General features: G+C 70.9%; 18 protein-coding genes. 9 read left to right on the top strand and 9 right to left on the bottom strand.

Annotated features, from left to right (window positions below):
* Window positions 1–36 precede the first annotated feature (36 nt).
* The 3 genes from ACK4YQ_RS14940 to hppD are packed head-to-tail and all read right to left on the bottom strand — an operon-like array spanning window position 37 to window position 3,322.
* On the bottom strand, window positions 37–1,173 hold the full coding sequence (locus ACK4YQ_RS14940; protein WP_409612245.1) for a homogentisate 1,2-dioxygenase: 1,137 nt from the start codon (window positions 1,171–1,173) through the stop codon (window positions 37–39).
* Window positions 1,173–2,219 carry an isoaspartyl peptidase/L-asparaginase family protein gene (locus ACK4YQ_RS14935; protein WP_409612243.1) on the bottom strand — a complete coding sequence of 349 codons (1,047 nt, stop codon included), beginning with the start codon at window positions 2,217–2,219 and terminating at the stop codon, window positions 1,173–1,175. Before ACK4YQ_RS14935 ends, ACK4YQ_RS14940 begins: the two co-directional genes overlap by 1 nt.
* Entirely contained in the window at window positions 2,219–3,322 is a 1,104-nt protein-coding gene (gene hppD / locus ACK4YQ_RS14930) for a 4-hydroxyphenylpyruvate dioxygenase (protein WP_409612241.1), read from the bottom strand. The genes ACK4YQ_RS14935 and hppD overlap by 1 nt, the downstream gene beginning before the upstream one ends.
* 149 nt (window positions 3,323–3,471) lie before the next feature.
* Here hppD and ACK4YQ_RS14925 point away from each other — a divergent pair, with 149 nt between their 5' ends.
* Genes ACK4YQ_RS14925 through ACK4YQ_RS14915 form a run of 3 tightly spaced genes read left to right on the top strand, consistent with a single transcriptional unit; the run spans window position 3,472 to window position 5,155 of the window.
* The gene (locus ACK4YQ_RS14925; protein ID WP_409612239.1) at window positions 3,472–4,050 is read left to right on the top strand and encodes a YqaA family protein; all 579 of its coding nucleotides are present in this window, start codon (window positions 3,472–3,474) and stop codon (window positions 4,048–4,050) included.
* Between the two features lie 29 nt (window positions 4,051–4,079).
* Complete coding sequence (locus ACK4YQ_RS14920; protein ID WP_409612237.1) at window positions 4,080–4,595, top strand: disulfide bond formation protein B; 516 nt, start codon at window positions 4,080–4,082, stop codon at window positions 4,593–4,595.
* Entirely contained in the window at window positions 4,592–5,155 is a 564-nt protein-coding gene (locus ACK4YQ_RS14915) for a demethoxyubiquinone hydroxylase family protein (RefSeq protein ID WP_409612236.1), read from the top strand. Before ACK4YQ_RS14920 ends, ACK4YQ_RS14915 begins: the two co-directional genes overlap by 4 nt.
* Here ACK4YQ_RS14915 and ACK4YQ_RS14910 read toward each other — a convergent pair.
* Window positions 5,139–5,699: a carboxymuconolactone decarboxylase family protein gene (locus tag ACK4YQ_RS14910; protein WP_409612235.1), complete on the bottom strand. Its 561-nt coding sequence runs from the start codon at window positions 5,697–5,699 to the stop codon at window positions 5,139–5,141. The genes ACK4YQ_RS14915 and ACK4YQ_RS14910 overlap by 17 nt on opposite strands.
* A gap of 75 nt (window positions 5,700–5,774) precedes the next feature.
* Here ACK4YQ_RS14910 and ACK4YQ_RS14905 point away from each other — a divergent pair, with 75 nt between their 5' ends.
* From ACK4YQ_RS14905 to ACK4YQ_RS14895, 3 genes are all read left to right on the top strand, one after another.
* Window positions 5,775–6,107, top strand: coding sequence for a winged helix-turn-helix transcriptional regulator (locus ACK4YQ_RS14905; protein ID WP_409612234.1), 333 nt, complete (start codon window positions 5,775–5,777; stop codon window positions 6,105–6,107).
* Window positions 6,108–6,264: 157 nt separating this feature from the next.
* Window positions 6,265–7,677 (top strand): sensor histidine kinase, encoded by a 1,413-nt coding sequence (locus tag ACK4YQ_RS14900; protein WP_409612233.1) that lies wholly within the window; start codon window positions 6,265–6,267, stop codon window positions 7,675–7,677.
* Between the two features lie 377 nt (window positions 7,678–8,054).
* Entirely contained in the window at window positions 8,055–8,345 is a 291-nt protein-coding gene (locus tag ACK4YQ_RS14895; protein WP_409612231.1) for a hypothetical protein, read from the top strand.
* A 9-nt stretch (window positions 8,346–8,354) separates the two neighbouring features.
* Here ACK4YQ_RS14895 and ACK4YQ_RS14890 read toward each other — a convergent pair whose 3' ends face one another.
* The 4 genes from ACK4YQ_RS14890 to ACK4YQ_RS14875 form a co-directional block, all read right to left on the bottom strand.
* The gene (locus ACK4YQ_RS14890) at window positions 8,355–8,543 is read right to left on the bottom strand and encodes a hypothetical protein (protein WP_409612230.1); all 189 of its coding nucleotides are present in this window, start codon (window positions 8,541–8,543) and stop codon (window positions 8,355–8,357) included.
* A gap of 129 nt (window positions 8,544–8,672) precedes the next feature.
* Complete coding sequence (locus tag ACK4YQ_RS14885) at window positions 8,673–9,524, bottom strand: CPBP family intramembrane glutamic endopeptidase (protein WP_409612228.1); 852 nt, start codon at window positions 9,522–9,524, stop codon at window positions 8,673–8,675.
* Window positions 9,525–9,611: 87 nt separating this feature from the next.
* Window positions 9,612–10,172, bottom strand: coding sequence for an HNH endonuclease (locus ACK4YQ_RS14880; protein ID WP_409612226.1), 561 nt, complete (start codon window positions 10,170–10,172; stop codon window positions 9,612–9,614).
* A gap of 207 nt (window positions 10,173–10,379) precedes the next feature.
* The gene (locus ACK4YQ_RS14875; protein ID WP_409612225.1) at window positions 10,380–10,538 is read right to left on the bottom strand and encodes a hypothetical protein; all 159 of its coding nucleotides are present in this window, start codon (window positions 10,536–10,538) and stop codon (window positions 10,380–10,382) included.
* 403 nt (window positions 10,539–10,941) lie between these two features.
* Here ACK4YQ_RS14875 and ACK4YQ_RS14870 point away from each other — a divergent pair, with 403 nt between their 5' ends.
* Genes ACK4YQ_RS14870 through ACK4YQ_RS14860 form a run of 3 tightly spaced genes read left to right on the top strand, consistent with a single transcriptional unit; the run spans window position 10,942 to window position 13,319 of the window.
* Window positions 10,942–11,571, top strand: coding sequence for a TetR/AcrR family transcriptional regulator (locus tag ACK4YQ_RS14870; RefSeq protein ID WP_409612223.1), 630 nt, complete (start codon window positions 10,942–10,944; stop codon window positions 11,569–11,571).
* A gap of 10 nt (window positions 11,572–11,581) precedes the next feature.
* A complete protein-coding gene (gene gluQRS, locus ACK4YQ_RS14865) occupies window positions 11,582–12,436 on the top strand; it encodes a tRNA glutamyl-Q(34) synthetase GluQRS (RefSeq protein ID WP_409612221.1) in 855 nt (284 codons plus the stop codon).
* Window positions 12,429–13,319: a DMT family transporter gene (locus tag ACK4YQ_RS14860; protein WP_409612219.1), complete on the top strand. Its 891-nt coding sequence runs from the start codon at window positions 12,429–12,431 to the stop codon at window positions 13,317–13,319. Before gluQRS ends, ACK4YQ_RS14860 begins: the two co-directional genes overlap by 8 nt.
* Window positions 13,320–13,326: 7 nt before the next feature.
* On the opposite strand, the gene ACK4YQ_RS14855 is transcribed toward ACK4YQ_RS14860, so the two are convergent.
* Window positions 13,327–14,745 (bottom strand): protein adenylyltransferase SelO, encoded by a 1,419-nt coding sequence (locus tag ACK4YQ_RS14855; protein WP_409612217.1) that lies wholly within the window; start codon window positions 14,743–14,745, stop codon window positions 13,327–13,329.
* Between the last annotated feature and the right edge of the window lie 44 nt (window positions 14,746–14,789).

The following is a 14,789-nucleotide window of genomic DNA, read 5'->3' as shown; positions in this document are numbered from 1 at the left end:
GCTAGGCCCGCCGTCCGGACATGGCGCGCAGCAGGGTCACGGGGCGGGCCTCCAGCTGTTCACATAGTCGGGGTTCTCCACCACCTGGGCCGCGTCGCCGACCTCGAGCGGATCGCGGGTGTCGATCATCACGGCGTATTCGTCGGTGGCGGGTTTGGTCTGCACCAGCATGTTCTTCAGCGCCTTGGGGTGCGGGCCATGGGTGAAGCCGGACGGATGGAAGGTCATCATCCCCGCCTCGATGTGGTCGCGGCTGAAGAAGTCGCCGGCGTGGTAGAACAGCACTTCGTCATAGTCGTCGTTGTTGTGGAAGAACGGCACCTTCAACGCGCCGGGATCGGTCTCGAAGGGCCGCGGGGCGAAGGTGCAGACGACGAAGCGGTCCGACAGGAAGGTCGTGTGCACGCTCGGCGGCAGGTGGTAGCGATGGCTGGCCACGGGTCGGAAGTCGGCCACGTTCAGCCGCACCGGCGCCAGGTCGCCGCGCCAGCCGACCGCGTCCAGCGGATTGTAGGGATAGGTCACGACCGAGACCTGGCCGCGCTTCTTGATCTCGACCCTGTGCTCGCCCGGCGCCTCCTGCTGGGCGCGGAAGGCCTCGTCCAGGGCGGGGGTGTCCAGCAGCGCCGGGTCGAACAGGGCGTGGCCGCCCAGCAGGCCCTTGTCCGGCAGGGTGAAGTGGGTGTTGGTCGCCTGGATCATCAGGATCGACATGGGCTCGGCGGGCGCCAGGCGCCACATGGTCCCCCGCGGCAGGTAGAGGTAGTCGCCGGCGCGCACCTCCAGCCGGCCATAGTCGCAGAACAGCTCGCCGCGCCCGCGGTGGATAAAGAGGAGCTGGTCGCCGTCGGCGTTGCGGGCGAGCGAAGGCATGGGGGCGGCGAGCGCCCAGAAGCGGATCTCCACCGCCGCGTTGTGCAGCACCACCGGGGCGCTCCAGGGCGAGGCCGCGGCCTCGTTCAGGCGATTCAGGTCGAAGGCGCGCGGGCGCAGCGGCCCTTCGAAGCCGACCCAGCCGGTCGGCGGATGGCGGTGGTAGATGAAGGCCGCCGGGCCGAAGAACCCCTCCTTGGAGATCTCCCGCTCAAAGGCGCCGTCGGGAAGGTCGGCGTGCGCCTGGCGCGAATGGCGGCCCTGGGCGCCGCGCACGGGAATCCAGTTGCGGTTGGCCATCACGGTTCGTCCTTGTAGATGCCCACGCTGAGCGGCCGCCCCTCGGCGGCGGCGGCGCGGTACATGCCCGAGGTGTTGAAGCTCCAGGCGATCTGGCCGTCGGGCGCCACGGCGATCACCCCGCCGTCGCCGCCGAGAGCGGTGAGTTCGCGCTGCACCACCTGGTCGGCGGCGGCCTGCAGGCTGAGGCCCTTGTGCTCGACCAGGGCGCAGATCTCCCGGGCCACGGTCAGGCGGATGAAGTACTCGCCCGTGCCGGTGCCGGACACCGCGCAGGAGCGATTGGACGCGTAGGTGCCTGCCCCGACGACGGGGCTGTCCCCCACCCGGCCCCACCGCTTGGCGGTGGTGCCCCCGGTCGAGGTGCCGGCGGCCACGTCGCCGCGCACGTCCAGGGCGACGACGCCGACGGTGCCGTGCTTGCCTTCGTCGTGTACGAGTTCGTCGCTCGGCCGCGGAGCGCCGGCGCCCGGGGGCGGCTCGGGGATCGGCAGGCGCTGGGCGCCCAGGGCCTTTTCCAGGGAACGCCAGCGGCGCTGGGTGAAGAAGAAGGCGGGGTCGGCCTGCTCCAGCCCCATGGCCCTGGAGAAGGCGTCTGCGCCCTCCCCCTGCAGCATCACGTGCGGCGAGCGCTCCATGACCGCGCGGGCCAGGGCGATCGGATGGCGCGTGCGGGTGACGCCGGCCACGGCGCCGGCCGCCAGGGTGCGGCCGTCCATGATCGCGGCGTCGAGCTCGTTGCGGCCTTCGGCGGTGAAGACCGCGCCGCGGCCGGCGTTGAACAGCGGGTCGTCCTCCAGCACCTTGATCGCCGCCTCGACGGCGTCCAGGGCCGAGCCGCCGTTGCGCAGGAGGACGGCTCCAGCCTCGGCGGCGAGGGCCATGGACCGCCGGTAGGCCGCCTCCTGCTCGGGACTGAGCTGGCCGCGCTCGATCACGCCCGCCCCGCCATGCGCCACGATCGCCCATTTCGGAGCCGCCTGGGCCCCGCCCGAACTCGCCATTCCCGCCACCGCCAAGACCAGAGCGATCCCGATACGCCGCATCAGCCGTCCTTGGCCGGCAGGACCCCCCGGCGGATCTGGTCGAGCTCGATGGACTCGAACAGCGCCTTGAAGTTGCCCTCGCCGAAGCCCTCGTTGCCCTTGCGCTGGATCAGCTCGAAGAAGATCGGTCCGATCATGTTCTCCGTGAAGATCTGCAGGAGCAGACCCTGGCCCTCGGTGGGCGCGCCGTCCACCAGGATCCGGTCGGCGGCCAGCCTTTGCAGGTTTTCCCCATGGCCGGGGACGCGGGCGTCGAGCTGTTCGTAGTAGGTGTCGGGCGTGTCCTGGAAGCGCACGCCCCGCTCGCGCATCGCCTCCACCGCGGCGAAGATGTCGTCCGTCCCCAGGGCCACGTGCTGGATTCCCTCGCCGTGGTAGTCGCGCAGGAACTCCTCGATCTGGGAGTGGTCGTCCTGGCTCTCGTTGAGCGGGATGCGGATCTTGCCGCAGGGGCTGGTCATGGCCTTGGAGAACAGGCCGGTCTGGGCGCCCTCGATGTCGAAGTAGCGGATCTCCCGGAAATTGAAGATGCGCTCGTAGAGGCCGGCCCAGGTGGCCATGTTCCCGCGGAACACGTTGTGCGTCAGGTGGTCGATGTAGGTCAGGCCGACCCCCTGGCGCGCCTCGGCCTCGTCCGCCCCCGCGATGGGCACGAAGTCCACGTCGTAGATTTCCTGGGCTCCGTAGCGGTCGACCAGATATAGGTTGGAGCCGCCGATCCCCTCGATCGCGGGGATGTTCAGCTCCATCGGCCCGACCGGTCCCTGCACGGGCTTTGCGCCGCGCTCGACGGCGAGCTTCAGGGCCCGGGCGGCGTCGCGCACGCGGAAGGCCATGGCGTTGGCCGAGGGGCCGTGGACGGCGCGGAACTCGGCCGGCTGGCCCGACGGCTCCATGTTCAGGATGAAGTTGATGTCGCCCTGGCGGAAGCGCAGCACGTTCTTGGACCGGTGGCGGGCGACGGCGGTGAAGCCCATCAGCTCGAAGAGGCCCTTCAGGCGCTCGGGCTCGGGCGAGGTGAACTCCACGAACTCGAAGCCGTCGGTGCCGAGCGGGTTTTCGAACAGGTCGCGCGCGGCGGGCGTCTGGACCGAAACGTTCATCGGCAAGTCTCCTTTGGCGCAATTCGTATCATATGAAACTAAATGCGCGCCAGAGCGGCTGGCTCCCTTGTCGTCGCTTCTGGCCTGACGCCGGCCCGCAAATTGCTCTAGCTAGGGAATTTGAGAGCTCCCCCTCGTCTGGACCGCCGATGCTTCGCAAGACCTACGACTGGGTGATGGGCCTGGCCGGATCGCGCCACGCCCCCGCCGGCCTGTTCGCCGTGTCGTTCACGGAGAGCTCGTTTTTCCCGGTGCCCCCGGACGTGATGCTGGCGCCGATGGTGCTGGCGCGGCCGGACCGGGCCTATTTCTACGCCGGGCTTTGCACCGTGGCCTCGGTGCTCGGCGGCCTGCTCGGCTACGCCATCGGCTTCTACCTAGAGCCGGTCGGCCACTTCCTGCTGCGGCTGATGGGCCATCCGGAGGGGCCGGAGGTGTTCCAGGCCTGGTTCGCCCAGTGGGGGCTGTGGGTCATCCTGATCAAGGGCCTGACGCCGATCCCCTACAAGCTGGTGACGATCGCCTCGGGCCTGGCCCAGTTCGACCTCTTCACCTTCATCTGGGCCTCGGTGGTCACCCGCGGCGCGCGGTTCTTCCTGACCGCCACCCTGCTCAAGTACTTCGGCCCGGCCATCCGCGAGGAGGTCGAGCGCAGGCTCGGCATCTACACCGCCGTTGGCGTGGTCCTGCTGATCGGCGCCGTCGTGGCCGTGAAGCTCTTGGGCTGAGGCGCGTTTTGCGCTCATATCCAGGCCAGATGCGCAGGCTCCTCAATCCCATCCTCGATCGCTGGCGCCTCAGCGCCCTGGCGGCGTCGGCCGCGATGCTGGCGATCGCCCACGCCTTCCAGACCTTCGGCGGCCTCGCCCCCTGCACGCTGTGCCTGCGCCAGCGGGAGGTCTACTGGGTCGCGGCGGCTGTCGCGGCGGCCGGCATGGTCGTCACCCGCCTGCCCCGCGGCGAGCGCTGGCGGCTGGGCTTCAACGCGCTCCTGGGCCTGATCTTCCTGGTGGGCATGGGCGTGGCCGTCTATCACGCCGGGGCGGAGTGGAAGTTCTGGCCCGGCCCCACCGCCTGCGCGTCGGCCGGCGGAGGCGCCAGCGCCGAGGCCATGGCCGGACTCCTGCGGGGCGACGAGATCAAGCCGCCGGCCTGCGACGAAGCCCCCTGGGTGTTCGCCGGCCTCTCCATGGCCGGCTGGAACGCGGTGATTTCCCTGGGCCTGGCCCTGATGAGCCTGGCCGCCGTCCTGCGTGAAAGGACCAAGCGATGAGCCAAGCGCCGATCCCTCCCCGCCCCGGTCCCGGCGGCGTCGCCGCCCGCCTGGCCGAGATCCTGCGCGTGGACCACGCCGGGGAACTGGGCGCGGTGCACATCTATCGCGGCCAGCGCGCGGTGCTGAGCCAGGCGAAGGGCCAGGAGCGGATCGCCGACCAGCTCGCCGAGATGGAAGGCCACGAGGCGGTGCACCTGGCCCGTTTCGATGCGCTCCTCACTGAGCACGGGGTGCGGCCGACGGCGATGACGCCGGTGTGGCGGCTTGCGGCCTTCGCCCTGGGCGCCGGCACCGCCCTGATGGGGCCCAAGGCCGCCCACGCCTGCACCGAGGCGGTGGAGAGCGTGATCGAGGGCCACTACGCCGGCCAGATCGCCGAGCTGGAGGGCCGCGAGCCGGACCTCGCCGCCGAGCTCTCGCGCTTCCGCGACGAGGAGCTGGCCCACCGCGACCTCGCCGTCGAGGAAGGCGCGCGGGAAGCCCCCGGCTACGCGGTGCTGTCGGCCGTGATCCGCGCCGGCTGCCGCGCGGCCATCAAGATCAGCGAGAAGGTCTGACCCCAGGCGGGAAGCGGGCGGCGCCCGGCTCCAGCGGCAGGTCCAGGCCGTTCGCGACATAGGCGACGGTCCGATAGAAGCCGCAGAGCAGCAGCACCTCCAAGATCTGCTCGGTGTCGTAATGGGCGGCCAGGCCGGCGAACTCGTCGTCGCTGAGGGCCGCCCGTGCGTGCAGGGCGTCGACCGCGGCGATCAGCGCCTGTTCGCCTGGGGACCAACAGGCGTCGTCCGGCGGCGAAAGCACCGTCGCCCGCACTTGCTGCGGCGTCAGCCTCGCCGCCTCGGCGAAGGCCGAGACGTGGACGCCCCACTCGTACTCGCAGCCCGCGAGCGCGCACGTGCGGTCGATGACGATCTCGCGGTCGCGCAGGCCGAGGGGCCCGCGGTCCAGCAGCGAGCCGGCGCGGAACTTGCGCCAGGCGCGCTCGCCCGTCGCCAGGGTGCGGAACAGCACGAGCGGATCGGCGCCCGGGGGCATGATGGCGTCGAAGTGGGCCTTGATCTGGGGCGCATACGGCGGTTCCAGCGGGGCGATCCTTGGCATGGCGCGGCCTTTTCGCTACAGTTTCGATAGCGCAATTGCTACACATTCCGTAGCACATGGCAAGCAGGAGGCGGCGTGCCGAAGATCCAAGGCCCCGTGAGGGGATCGGCCACCGGCCGGCAGATCATGGCCCTGCTCGACCTGCTGGGCCGGCGCTGGACCCTGCGGATCGTCTGGGAGCTGCGCGAGCGGCCGCTCACCTCCCGGGCCCTGCGGGCGGCCTGCGACGAGGCCTCGCCCACGGTGCTGCAGGCGCGGCTGTCGGAACTGCGGGAGGCCGGGCTCGTCCAGTTGCAGGCGGGGTCGGGGTACGAGCTCACCCCCCTGGGCCGGGAACTCCTGGATGCATTCGCGCCGCTCTACGCCTTCGCCGGGCGCTGGGCGGAAGGGCGCGACAAATTGTCCTGAGAGGCCCAGGGCCGGCGCTGTCGCCTTCCAGGCCAAGGCGCGACGGAATTTCTGCGACATTCGCCGGTGATGATGTAATGCGGCGCAAGGCAACGCCCGGTTGCGCACGCGCGATAAGAGCGGAAAGCTGGCGAGGGGACGAGGCGACGGAACGCGGATGGCCGAATTCGGGGACGGCGCGTTGGACTGGTCGGGCGGCGAAGCGCCGCTCCGCGCCATGCTGGATTCGGCCAACGTCATCGCCGGCGTCGTGGAGTTGCTGGACGACGACTACCGCTACGTGCTGGCCAACCGCACGGCCGAAGCGTTTCACGGCCTCGCCGAGGGCGGCCTCGTCGGCCTGACCTGCCGCGACCTCGGCTTTCCCGAGGACGTGATCGCCGCGCGCATGGCGAGCCTGCGCAAGAGCTACGCCGCCGGCGGCCCGACGATGGTGGAATACGCCGCGCGCAACGTCGCCGGACGGCGCGGATGGTACCTCGGCTCCTATTCGCCGATCCCGGGCGACCGCCCGCGCCTGTCCTTCGTGATCGTGGACATCACCGATCAGCGCCGCGCCCAGGAACTGGCCGAGGCGCAGAGCGCGCGCCTGGCCCTGGCGCTGGAGGCTACGGGCCTGGGCATCTGGGAGTACGACATCCGCGCCGATCGGGTGGACTGGGACGAGCCGACCCGCCAGCTGTTCGGCGTGGCCTCCGACGATCCCATAGACTTCGCCACCTACGCCAGCCGGATCCATCCGGAGGACTTCCCGGCCGTGCGGGCGGCCTATGAGGCGACGGTGGCCGGCGAGAACGACGGCAGCTACGTGGTCGAGCATCGCACGGTCGCGCGCGACGGCCGCACGCGCTGGGTGCGCGGCGCGGCGCGGGCGATCCTGGACGCCGACGGGCGGCCGGTGCGCCTGCTGGGCACCGCCCAGGACATCACCGATCAGGTGAACGCGCGCGAACGCCAGGACCTGATGCTGGCCGAGCTGAACCACCGGGTGAAGAACAACCTGGCCACCGTCCAGGCCATCGTCAGCCACACGCTGCGGGCCAGCCGCAACGACATGCGCCAGTTCCGCGAGGCGTTCCAGGACCGGCTCCTGTCCCTGGCCCGCGGACACGAGCTCCTGATCCGCACCTCCTGGCAGACGCCGGACCTGTCGGAGGTGCTGGAGGTGGCGCTGGAGCCGTTCAGGACCGAGGCGGTGCGCACCTCCGGGCCGCGGCTCGCCGTGCGGCTGCAACCGGAGCTGGCCATCAACATGGTGATGGTGCTGCACGAGCTGTCGACCAACGCGGCCAAGTACGGCGCCCTGTCCCGCGACGGGGGCACGGTGTCGATCGACTGGCGCATCGCCGAGGACGCGCTGCTGATCGACTGGGTGGAGCGGGGCGGCCCGCCGATCGGACGCCCGGGCCGGGCCGGCTTCGGCACCCGCCTCAAGGACGGGGCGCTGCGCGGCTTCGGCGGATCGGTGCACAGCGAATTCGCGCCCGAGGGCCTGCATTGCCGGCTGAAGCTTCCGCTCGGAGAGGCGGTGATCGCGGACGGGGCCGCCCCGGAACGCGCGACCTCCTGAGGCGCGATCAACAATCGCCCGGCGGGCTCATCGCCTTGACATGTCTGGGCGTTATGAGGGTCATGGACCGCCCCTCCTAGCGCGAGACGCCCCTTGCTGTTCTGGTACGCCATCATTCTGTTCTTCGTGGGCCTGCTGGTCTGGCCCAGCGTCGAAGACAAGGTGTCGACCTGGGTCAGGACCCGGCGCCGGCGCCGCTGAAGCCTGTTCGGGCCGAACCAGAATCCCCGCACCATGGCCGCGCATTCCGATGCGCTCCGCCTTTCGCCTCGACCAGGACCGCCGCCGCAGGGTTGCGCATAGGCAGGTCCACAGCCGGGGCGGAGTCGCGGCCGCGCCAATGTTCTGCTTTTGTTCGGGAAACGGAGATCGCGACCATGCTGCATCGATCACTGACCACAGGCTCCGCTCCCAAGGCCTTCAACGGACCGGTGCTGCCCCATGACCTGCCACCCGGCTGGCGGCTGCAGGCCCGGTGCGAGACCCCCGGCTGCGGCGCCGCGGCCGAAGTCGACCTGGCGCCGTGGGTGGCGCAGGGCCTGGCCGGCGCGCCGCTGGAGCGGTTGGAACCGCGGCTGCGCTGCACCTGCGGGGCGCGGCGCGCGCGGCTCGAGATCGTGGATGGCGGCGAGGCGGAGGCGCGGCCGGGGCTCTACGCCTTCCGCTGAGGCCGGCGCCTAGAACAGGTTGACGCCGAGCTTGGCGGTCAGGGCCGGCAGCAGGAACAGGTACTGCACGAAGGCGATCGAATACATCGAGCCCAGGACGGGGCGGCCCTCGCGATAGTTAATGACCGCGCCGGCAAGCAGCGGCCCGCTGATCGGTCCGATCAGGAGAAAGGGTGCTACCTGCTTGAGCCTCTGCATCGACGTCCCCTCGCCAATTCAGGACATAAGGACCCATGCGGCCGGTTTCGTCCATCGAATTCATACCTCGTTAACCATGAATTCTCGGGCGTGATACGGGTTGCTTAGGGTTGACGCCGCCCGGTCGGCTCAGCGTCCGGACGAGGCCCGCGGCCCGCTGAAGAAGACCGCCACCACCACGAGCCCCACCGCCCCCACGGCCGCGTCCCACCACATCAGATGCGGCGTGGCCTGGGTGAACAGTCCGGGCGTGCTGGCGAAGGTGTCGCCGCTGGAGACCAGCACCACCGCGGCGAAGAGGTTGTTGGCCAGGTGCAGGCCGCTGGTGAAGGCGACGCCGCCGGTGCGAATGGCGATCACCGCCAGCACGACGCCGAAGACCGTAGCGCTGGCCGCGTGGGGCGCGCCGTTGGGGATGTGGACGGCGCCGAAGATCAGGCCGCTGACGAGGGCGGTCGGCGCCAGGCGGCGGGTGGCCAGCAGCAGGCCCTGGGTGAGGTAGCCGCGGAACAGAAGCTCCTCGGCGAAGGTCTGCACCATGAGCGCCGGCAGGGCGACGGCGACCAGCATCGGCGTGCGCGCATCGGCCGACACCGAGAAGCCGGACGGGGCGATGGCGAAGTCGAGGAGCGCGGCGAGGACGAGCACCACCGCCCAGATCCCCGCCCCGCGCAGCCAGGCCCGCCACGACCAGGCGCCGACCAGGTCGCCGAAGCGCTTGCCATGGGCGAGGCGCACCGCCGCCAGCAGGGCGACGGCGACCACGCCGAACATCACGCCGGTGGCCAGGAAGAAGGCGATGGGCCGGCCGGGATCGAGCATGCGCTCGGCGATGTCGTCGGGCAGCGCCCGCGCCGCCATCAGCCCGGCGGTGACCACCGCGCCCAGCCCGATGGCGAAGACGAAGGTCAGCGCAAGTCCCAGGGCGTAGCGCCACCAGGCGTTCGCGCCGCGCGCGGCGTAGTCCAGGAAGGTGGTCATCGAAAGGTCGGGGAGCCTGCGTCGTCCGGCGGATGCGCCGGTCCCTCTATCGCAGCAAATTCCGCGCCGGTCGCGGCCCGGCCGCCCCTACGCCTCCAGCTCGATGTCCCAGTAGAGGTAGTCGAGCCAGCTTTCGTGCAGGTGGTTCGGCGGGAAGCGGCGGCCGCGGTCCTGCAGCTCGTGGGCCGAGGGGCGGCGGGGCTGGACGAACGGGTGCATGCCGGCCTCGCGCGGGGTGCGCCCGCCTTTGGTCAGGTTGCAGCGGGCGCAGGCGGTGACGATGTTCTCCCAGGTGGTGCGCCCGCCGCGGGAGCGCGGGATCACGTGGTCGAAGGTCAGATCCTCGGCGGCCGAGCAGTACTGGCAGGCGAAGCTGTCGCGCAGGAACAGGTTGAAGCGGGTGAAAGCCGGCGGCCGGTCCTGGGCCACGTAGTGCTTGAGCGAAACCACGCTCGGCAGGCGCATCTGGAAGGACGGCGAGTGGACCACCTGGTCGTAGGTCGAGACGACGTCGACGCGATCCAGGAACACCGCCTTGATCACCTCCTGCCACGGCCACAGCGACAGGGGATAGTAGCTCAGCGGGCGGTAGTCGGCGTTGAGCACGAGGGCGGGCCAGCCGGACGGCGGATGACTAAGCACCTGCATGGCCGACCCCTTGGTCGGGGCCCGCGGCCCCTATGGAATACGCAAAGAGACTGAAGACAGCCCCCCCTTCGCGAATGGCGGACGAGGGAATCGCGGGCTGCGAGCCTCGGCGCGTCGGAAACATAGGAGAGATTCCACGACATCTCCATGACTCCGACGCGCGCCGGCGCGATTGTCGCGCCCTGGAGGCGGCCCGACGGCACGGGCTCAGGCGCCGACGGCGGTGGCGCCGGCGACGGCCAGGCTGATGAACACCAGGACGACCGGGCTGATGCGGTCGATGAGGCCGGCGAAGCGGGGGGTTTGGATGCGGGACATGGTCGGCTCCTGAAGGTTGATCGACGCCTCGGCGTCGGGCTGGTCCATCTGGACACCGTTCAGATAGCACACATCTAAGCACTGTATAGATATAGATTTACACTGTATCGATATGCAGAAATGAATAGCTCCGGGAGCCGGGCGCTCGCCCGCGTTCCGCCCAAAGAAAAAGGGACCCCGAAGGGCCCCTTGGCGGGTTCGTTGTGACAGGCTCAGAGGGCCAGCACGCTGGCCGTCAGGGCCGCGCCGAGGGCGAGGAACACCGGAGCGGCGGCCCGGTCGAAGAGCCGTTCGAAGAAGGAGAGACGAGCGAGAGACATGACACACACCTTTTAGTTGGAACCCCAGGGGGAGCAGGGGTTTTGTCATTTGAACGATGCTAAGATAGCAATGATCTGAACGGCGTCAAGATATCTTTACGGCGCCCAGATTGAGATTTAGAGTGACCGCTATGAGAGAAACTGCAGCCGCCGAATCCCGGCCCTATCATCACGGCGACCTCCGCCGCGCCCTGATCGACGCCGCCCGCCGGCTGCTGGAGTCCGAAGGCCCGTCGGCCCTTTCGCTGCGGGCCGTGGCCCGCGAGGCGGGGGTCAGCCCGGCGGCGCCCTACCATCACTTCAAGGACAAGGCCGAACTGCTCGACGCCGTGGCCCACGAGGGCTGGGAGATGCTCGACGCCGCGCTGGCGGCGGCCCGGGACGGCGCGAACTCCATGCGCGAGGTGATGGCCGCCCTGGGCGTGGCCTATGTCTGCTTCGCCCGCGACAACCCCGCCCTCTACCGGGTGATGTACGACTGCTCGCGCGACAAGGAAGACCTGCCCGAGCACCTGCACGCCGACAACGACAGCGCCTATTGCCGGGTCCGCGACACCCTGATCGCGGCGGGGGCCGATCCTTCCGACGAGGTCGGCATCGAACTGGCGACGGTCGCGGCCTGGTGCGCGGCGCACGGCCTGGCCGAGATGGCCGGCTTCAAGCAGTTCGAGCGCCTGAAGACCGCCCTGGGCGGAGAGGAAGCCTTCCTGCGCGGCGTCTTCGAGCACATGGGCCTGTTCGCCCGCGGCCTGGGCGACTAGACCGCAGGGCGTGGCCGCCCGCTTCACCACCCGCTTCGCCCCCTCCCCCACCGGCTTTCTGCACCGGGGGCACGCCTTTTCGGCGCTGACCGCCCACGCGGCCGCGCGCGCGGCGGACGGGCGCTTCCTGCTGCGGATCGAGGACATCGACGCCACCCGCCGCCGGCCCGAGTTCGAGGCGGCGATCTTCGAGGACCTCGCCTGGCTCGGCCTGGACTGGGAGACGCCGGTGCGCCGCCAGTCCGAGCACATGGACGACTACATGGCCGCGCTCGACCGGCTGCAGGCCGAGGGTCTGGTCTATCGCTGCTTTCGCACCCGCAGGGAGGTGGCCGAGGCGATCGCCAGCGCGCCCCACGGGGCGATGGAGGCCTTCGCCGGCGCCCCGCTGCCGCCGGACGAGGAGGCCGAGCGCCTGGCGGCCGGCGCCCCGTTCGCCTGGCGCCTGTCGCTCTCCGCCGCCCGCGCGCGGCTGGGCGGCTTCGGCGGCCTGAGCTTCGTGGAGGAGGGCGCCGGACCCGACGGCGAGCACGGGCTCATCCCGGCGCGTCCGGAACTGGGCGGCGACGTGGTGCTGGCGCGCAAGGACGTCGGCGTCGCCTACCACCTGGCCGTCACCGTCGACGACGCCCTGCAGGGCGTCACCCACGTGATCCGCGGCTGCGACCTCTTCGAGGCCGCGCACGTCCAGCGGCTGCTGCAGGCCTTGCTCGATCTGCCCGAGCCGGTCTATCGCCATCACCGGCTGCTGACCGGGCCCGACGGCAAGCGCTTCGCCAAGCGCGACCGGGCCGAGACCCTGCGGGAGCTTCGGGCGCGGGGCGTCCAGCCTCGGGCGCTTCGGAGGGAGCTGGGCTTTGACTGAGATCGCCGAAACGCCGCAGCAGGCGCGATGGGCCGGCCTGGCCGCCCTGGTCGGCGGCGCCTGCGTCATCGGGACGGTGCCGATCCTGGTGCGGCTGGCCGACGCCGGCCCGGCGGCCACCGGCTTCTGGCGCATGGTCTTCGCCCTGCCGATCCTGGCGGTGATGAGTGCACGGGCCGCGCCGAACGCCTTCGCCGCGCCGAGCCGCCCGGTTCTGATCGCCGGGGCCATGTTCTCGCTGGACCTAGCGTTCTGGCACTATGGGATCACATTCACCTCGGTGGCCAACGCCACGGTGCTGGCCAACCTGACGCCGCTGATCGTCACCGGCATCGCCTGGCTGGTCTTCAAGCAGCGGCCAGAGCGGCTGTTCCTGGTGGCGGTGGCCGTCGCCGTCTCCGGGGCCTGGATCATGGCCGCGGCCAAGGGCGACGCGCCCGGCAAGGCGCCGCTGGTGGGCGACCTGCTCTCGGCGGCCACCGCGGTCTGGTATGCGCTCTACATGCTGGCGATCGGCCGCGCCCGGCAGGTCGAAGGGGCCATGCGGGTGATGTTCTGGTCCACCCTGGCCTCCATGGTGATGCTGCTGGCCGCCGCGCTGCTGCTGGGCGAGCGGTTGACGCCGGCCAGCCTCGGCGGCTGGCTGGCGTGCGTCGGCCTGGGCGTCGTGCACGTGGCCGGCCAGGGGGCGATCGCCTGGGCGCTGGGGCGGCTGCCCACCTCCACCGCCTCGGTGGTGGTGCTGGTGCAGCCCGTGGTGGCGGCGATCCTCGGCTGGATGCTGTTCAACGAGGCGCTGGGGCCCTGGCAGGCGCTGGGCGGCGCCGTGGCGCTCAGCGGCGTCGTCCTGGCCCAGTGGGCGTCGCGCGGGCGGCGGGCCTGAGCAGGCCTCAGTCGCGCAGGTCCCAGGCCTGGCGGGCGGTCTCGATGGCGTCCAGTTTGGCCTCGAACGCCGACCAGTCGTCGCGCTCGTCGATCGGCGCCCAGATCGCCTCGATCTCGTCGTAGAGCAGTTCCTCCGGCTCCGGACGGGCGAAATAGTCGGCCTGCAGCCGCTCGGGCCGCTCCGGCTCGGCCTGGGCAAGCAGGCGGCGGAAGTCGGCGAAGGCCTCCTGGCCGTAGAGGTCGGCCCTCGGCCCCGCCATCGCCCGGGCCTCGTTGGCGCAGAACCAGTCGAAGAAGAACGGCTCCCAGCGCAGGCGCTCGCCCCCGGACGCCAGGGCGCGGAAGGCGGCGTTCACCAGGTCCGGATCGCGCTCGTCGCCGCGGACCTTCACGCCCAGCCGGTTCAACATGGCGCTGGTCAGCGCCCCCCGATAGGCGGGGGGGAACCCGTTCAGCACGGTCACCAGCGGCTCGCGCTCGGTCACCAGGGTGAACGCGCCGCCGAGCTGCTGCAGGTTCCAGAACACCGCCTCGGCCTGGCGGCCGAAGCTGTAGAGGCCGGTCTGGTCGAAATAGGCCGCCGTGAAGTTGGGGTCGTTGCGCGGCAGGAACCGGTAGGGCCCGTAGTCGAAGCTCTCGCCGGTGATGTTCATGTTGTCGGTGTTAAGCACGCCGTGGACGAAGCCGGCGGCCATCCAGCGGCCGGCCAGGTGCGCCATCCGCTCCGTCGCCGCCTGCAGCAGCGCCGCGGCCCGGTCCGGCGCGTCGGAAAGCTGCGGATAGAACTGGGCGATGCAGTAGTCGGTCAGCGCGCCGATCCGGTCGGCCGCCTCGAAATAGGCGTGGCGCTGGAACGAGCCGAAGCGGACATGGCTGTGGGACAGGCGGGTCAGCACCGCGGCCCGCGTCGGGCTCGGCTCGTCGCTGCGCCACAGCGCCTCGCCGGTCTCCACCAGCGAGAAGGACTTCGAGGTCGGGACGCCGAGGGCCTCAAGCATGGCGGTGGCGAGCACCTCGCGCACCCCGCCCTTCAGGGTGAGCCGCCCGTCCCCCTGGCGCGACCAGGGCGTCTGGCCCGAGCCCTTGGTGCCGAGGTCGAGCAGCCGGCCGCTCCCGGCCTCGCGCATCTGGGCGAACAGAAAGCCCCGCCCGTCGCCAAGCTCGGGGTTGTACACGCGGAACTGATGGCCGTGGTAGCGCAGGGCCAGCGGCGGATCGATGTTCTCCGGCAGGGGCTGGAAGCGGCCGAAGTGGGCGATCCATTCGGCGTCGGTGAGGGTGTCCAGACCCACGGTGCGCGCCGCGCGATCGTTGCGGTAGCGCAGGATGGTCAGCGGAAAATCGGCCGCGGCGACCGGGTCGGCGAACTCCGGCCCGAGCGCAGGAAACTGCGGATCGGGGCGATAGGCTGCGGAAACGGGCATCGCTTCACATGGGCCCGCCGGACCGGCGGGGCAAGCGCGGACGC

It is taken from the genome of Phenylobacterium sp. (assembly GCF_046291545.1).
Taxonomy (GTDB): domain Bacteria; phylum Pseudomonadota; class Alphaproteobacteria; order Caulobacterales; family Caulobacteraceae; genus Phenylobacterium.
This window is presented reverse-complemented; position numbering and strand designations above follow the sequence as displayed.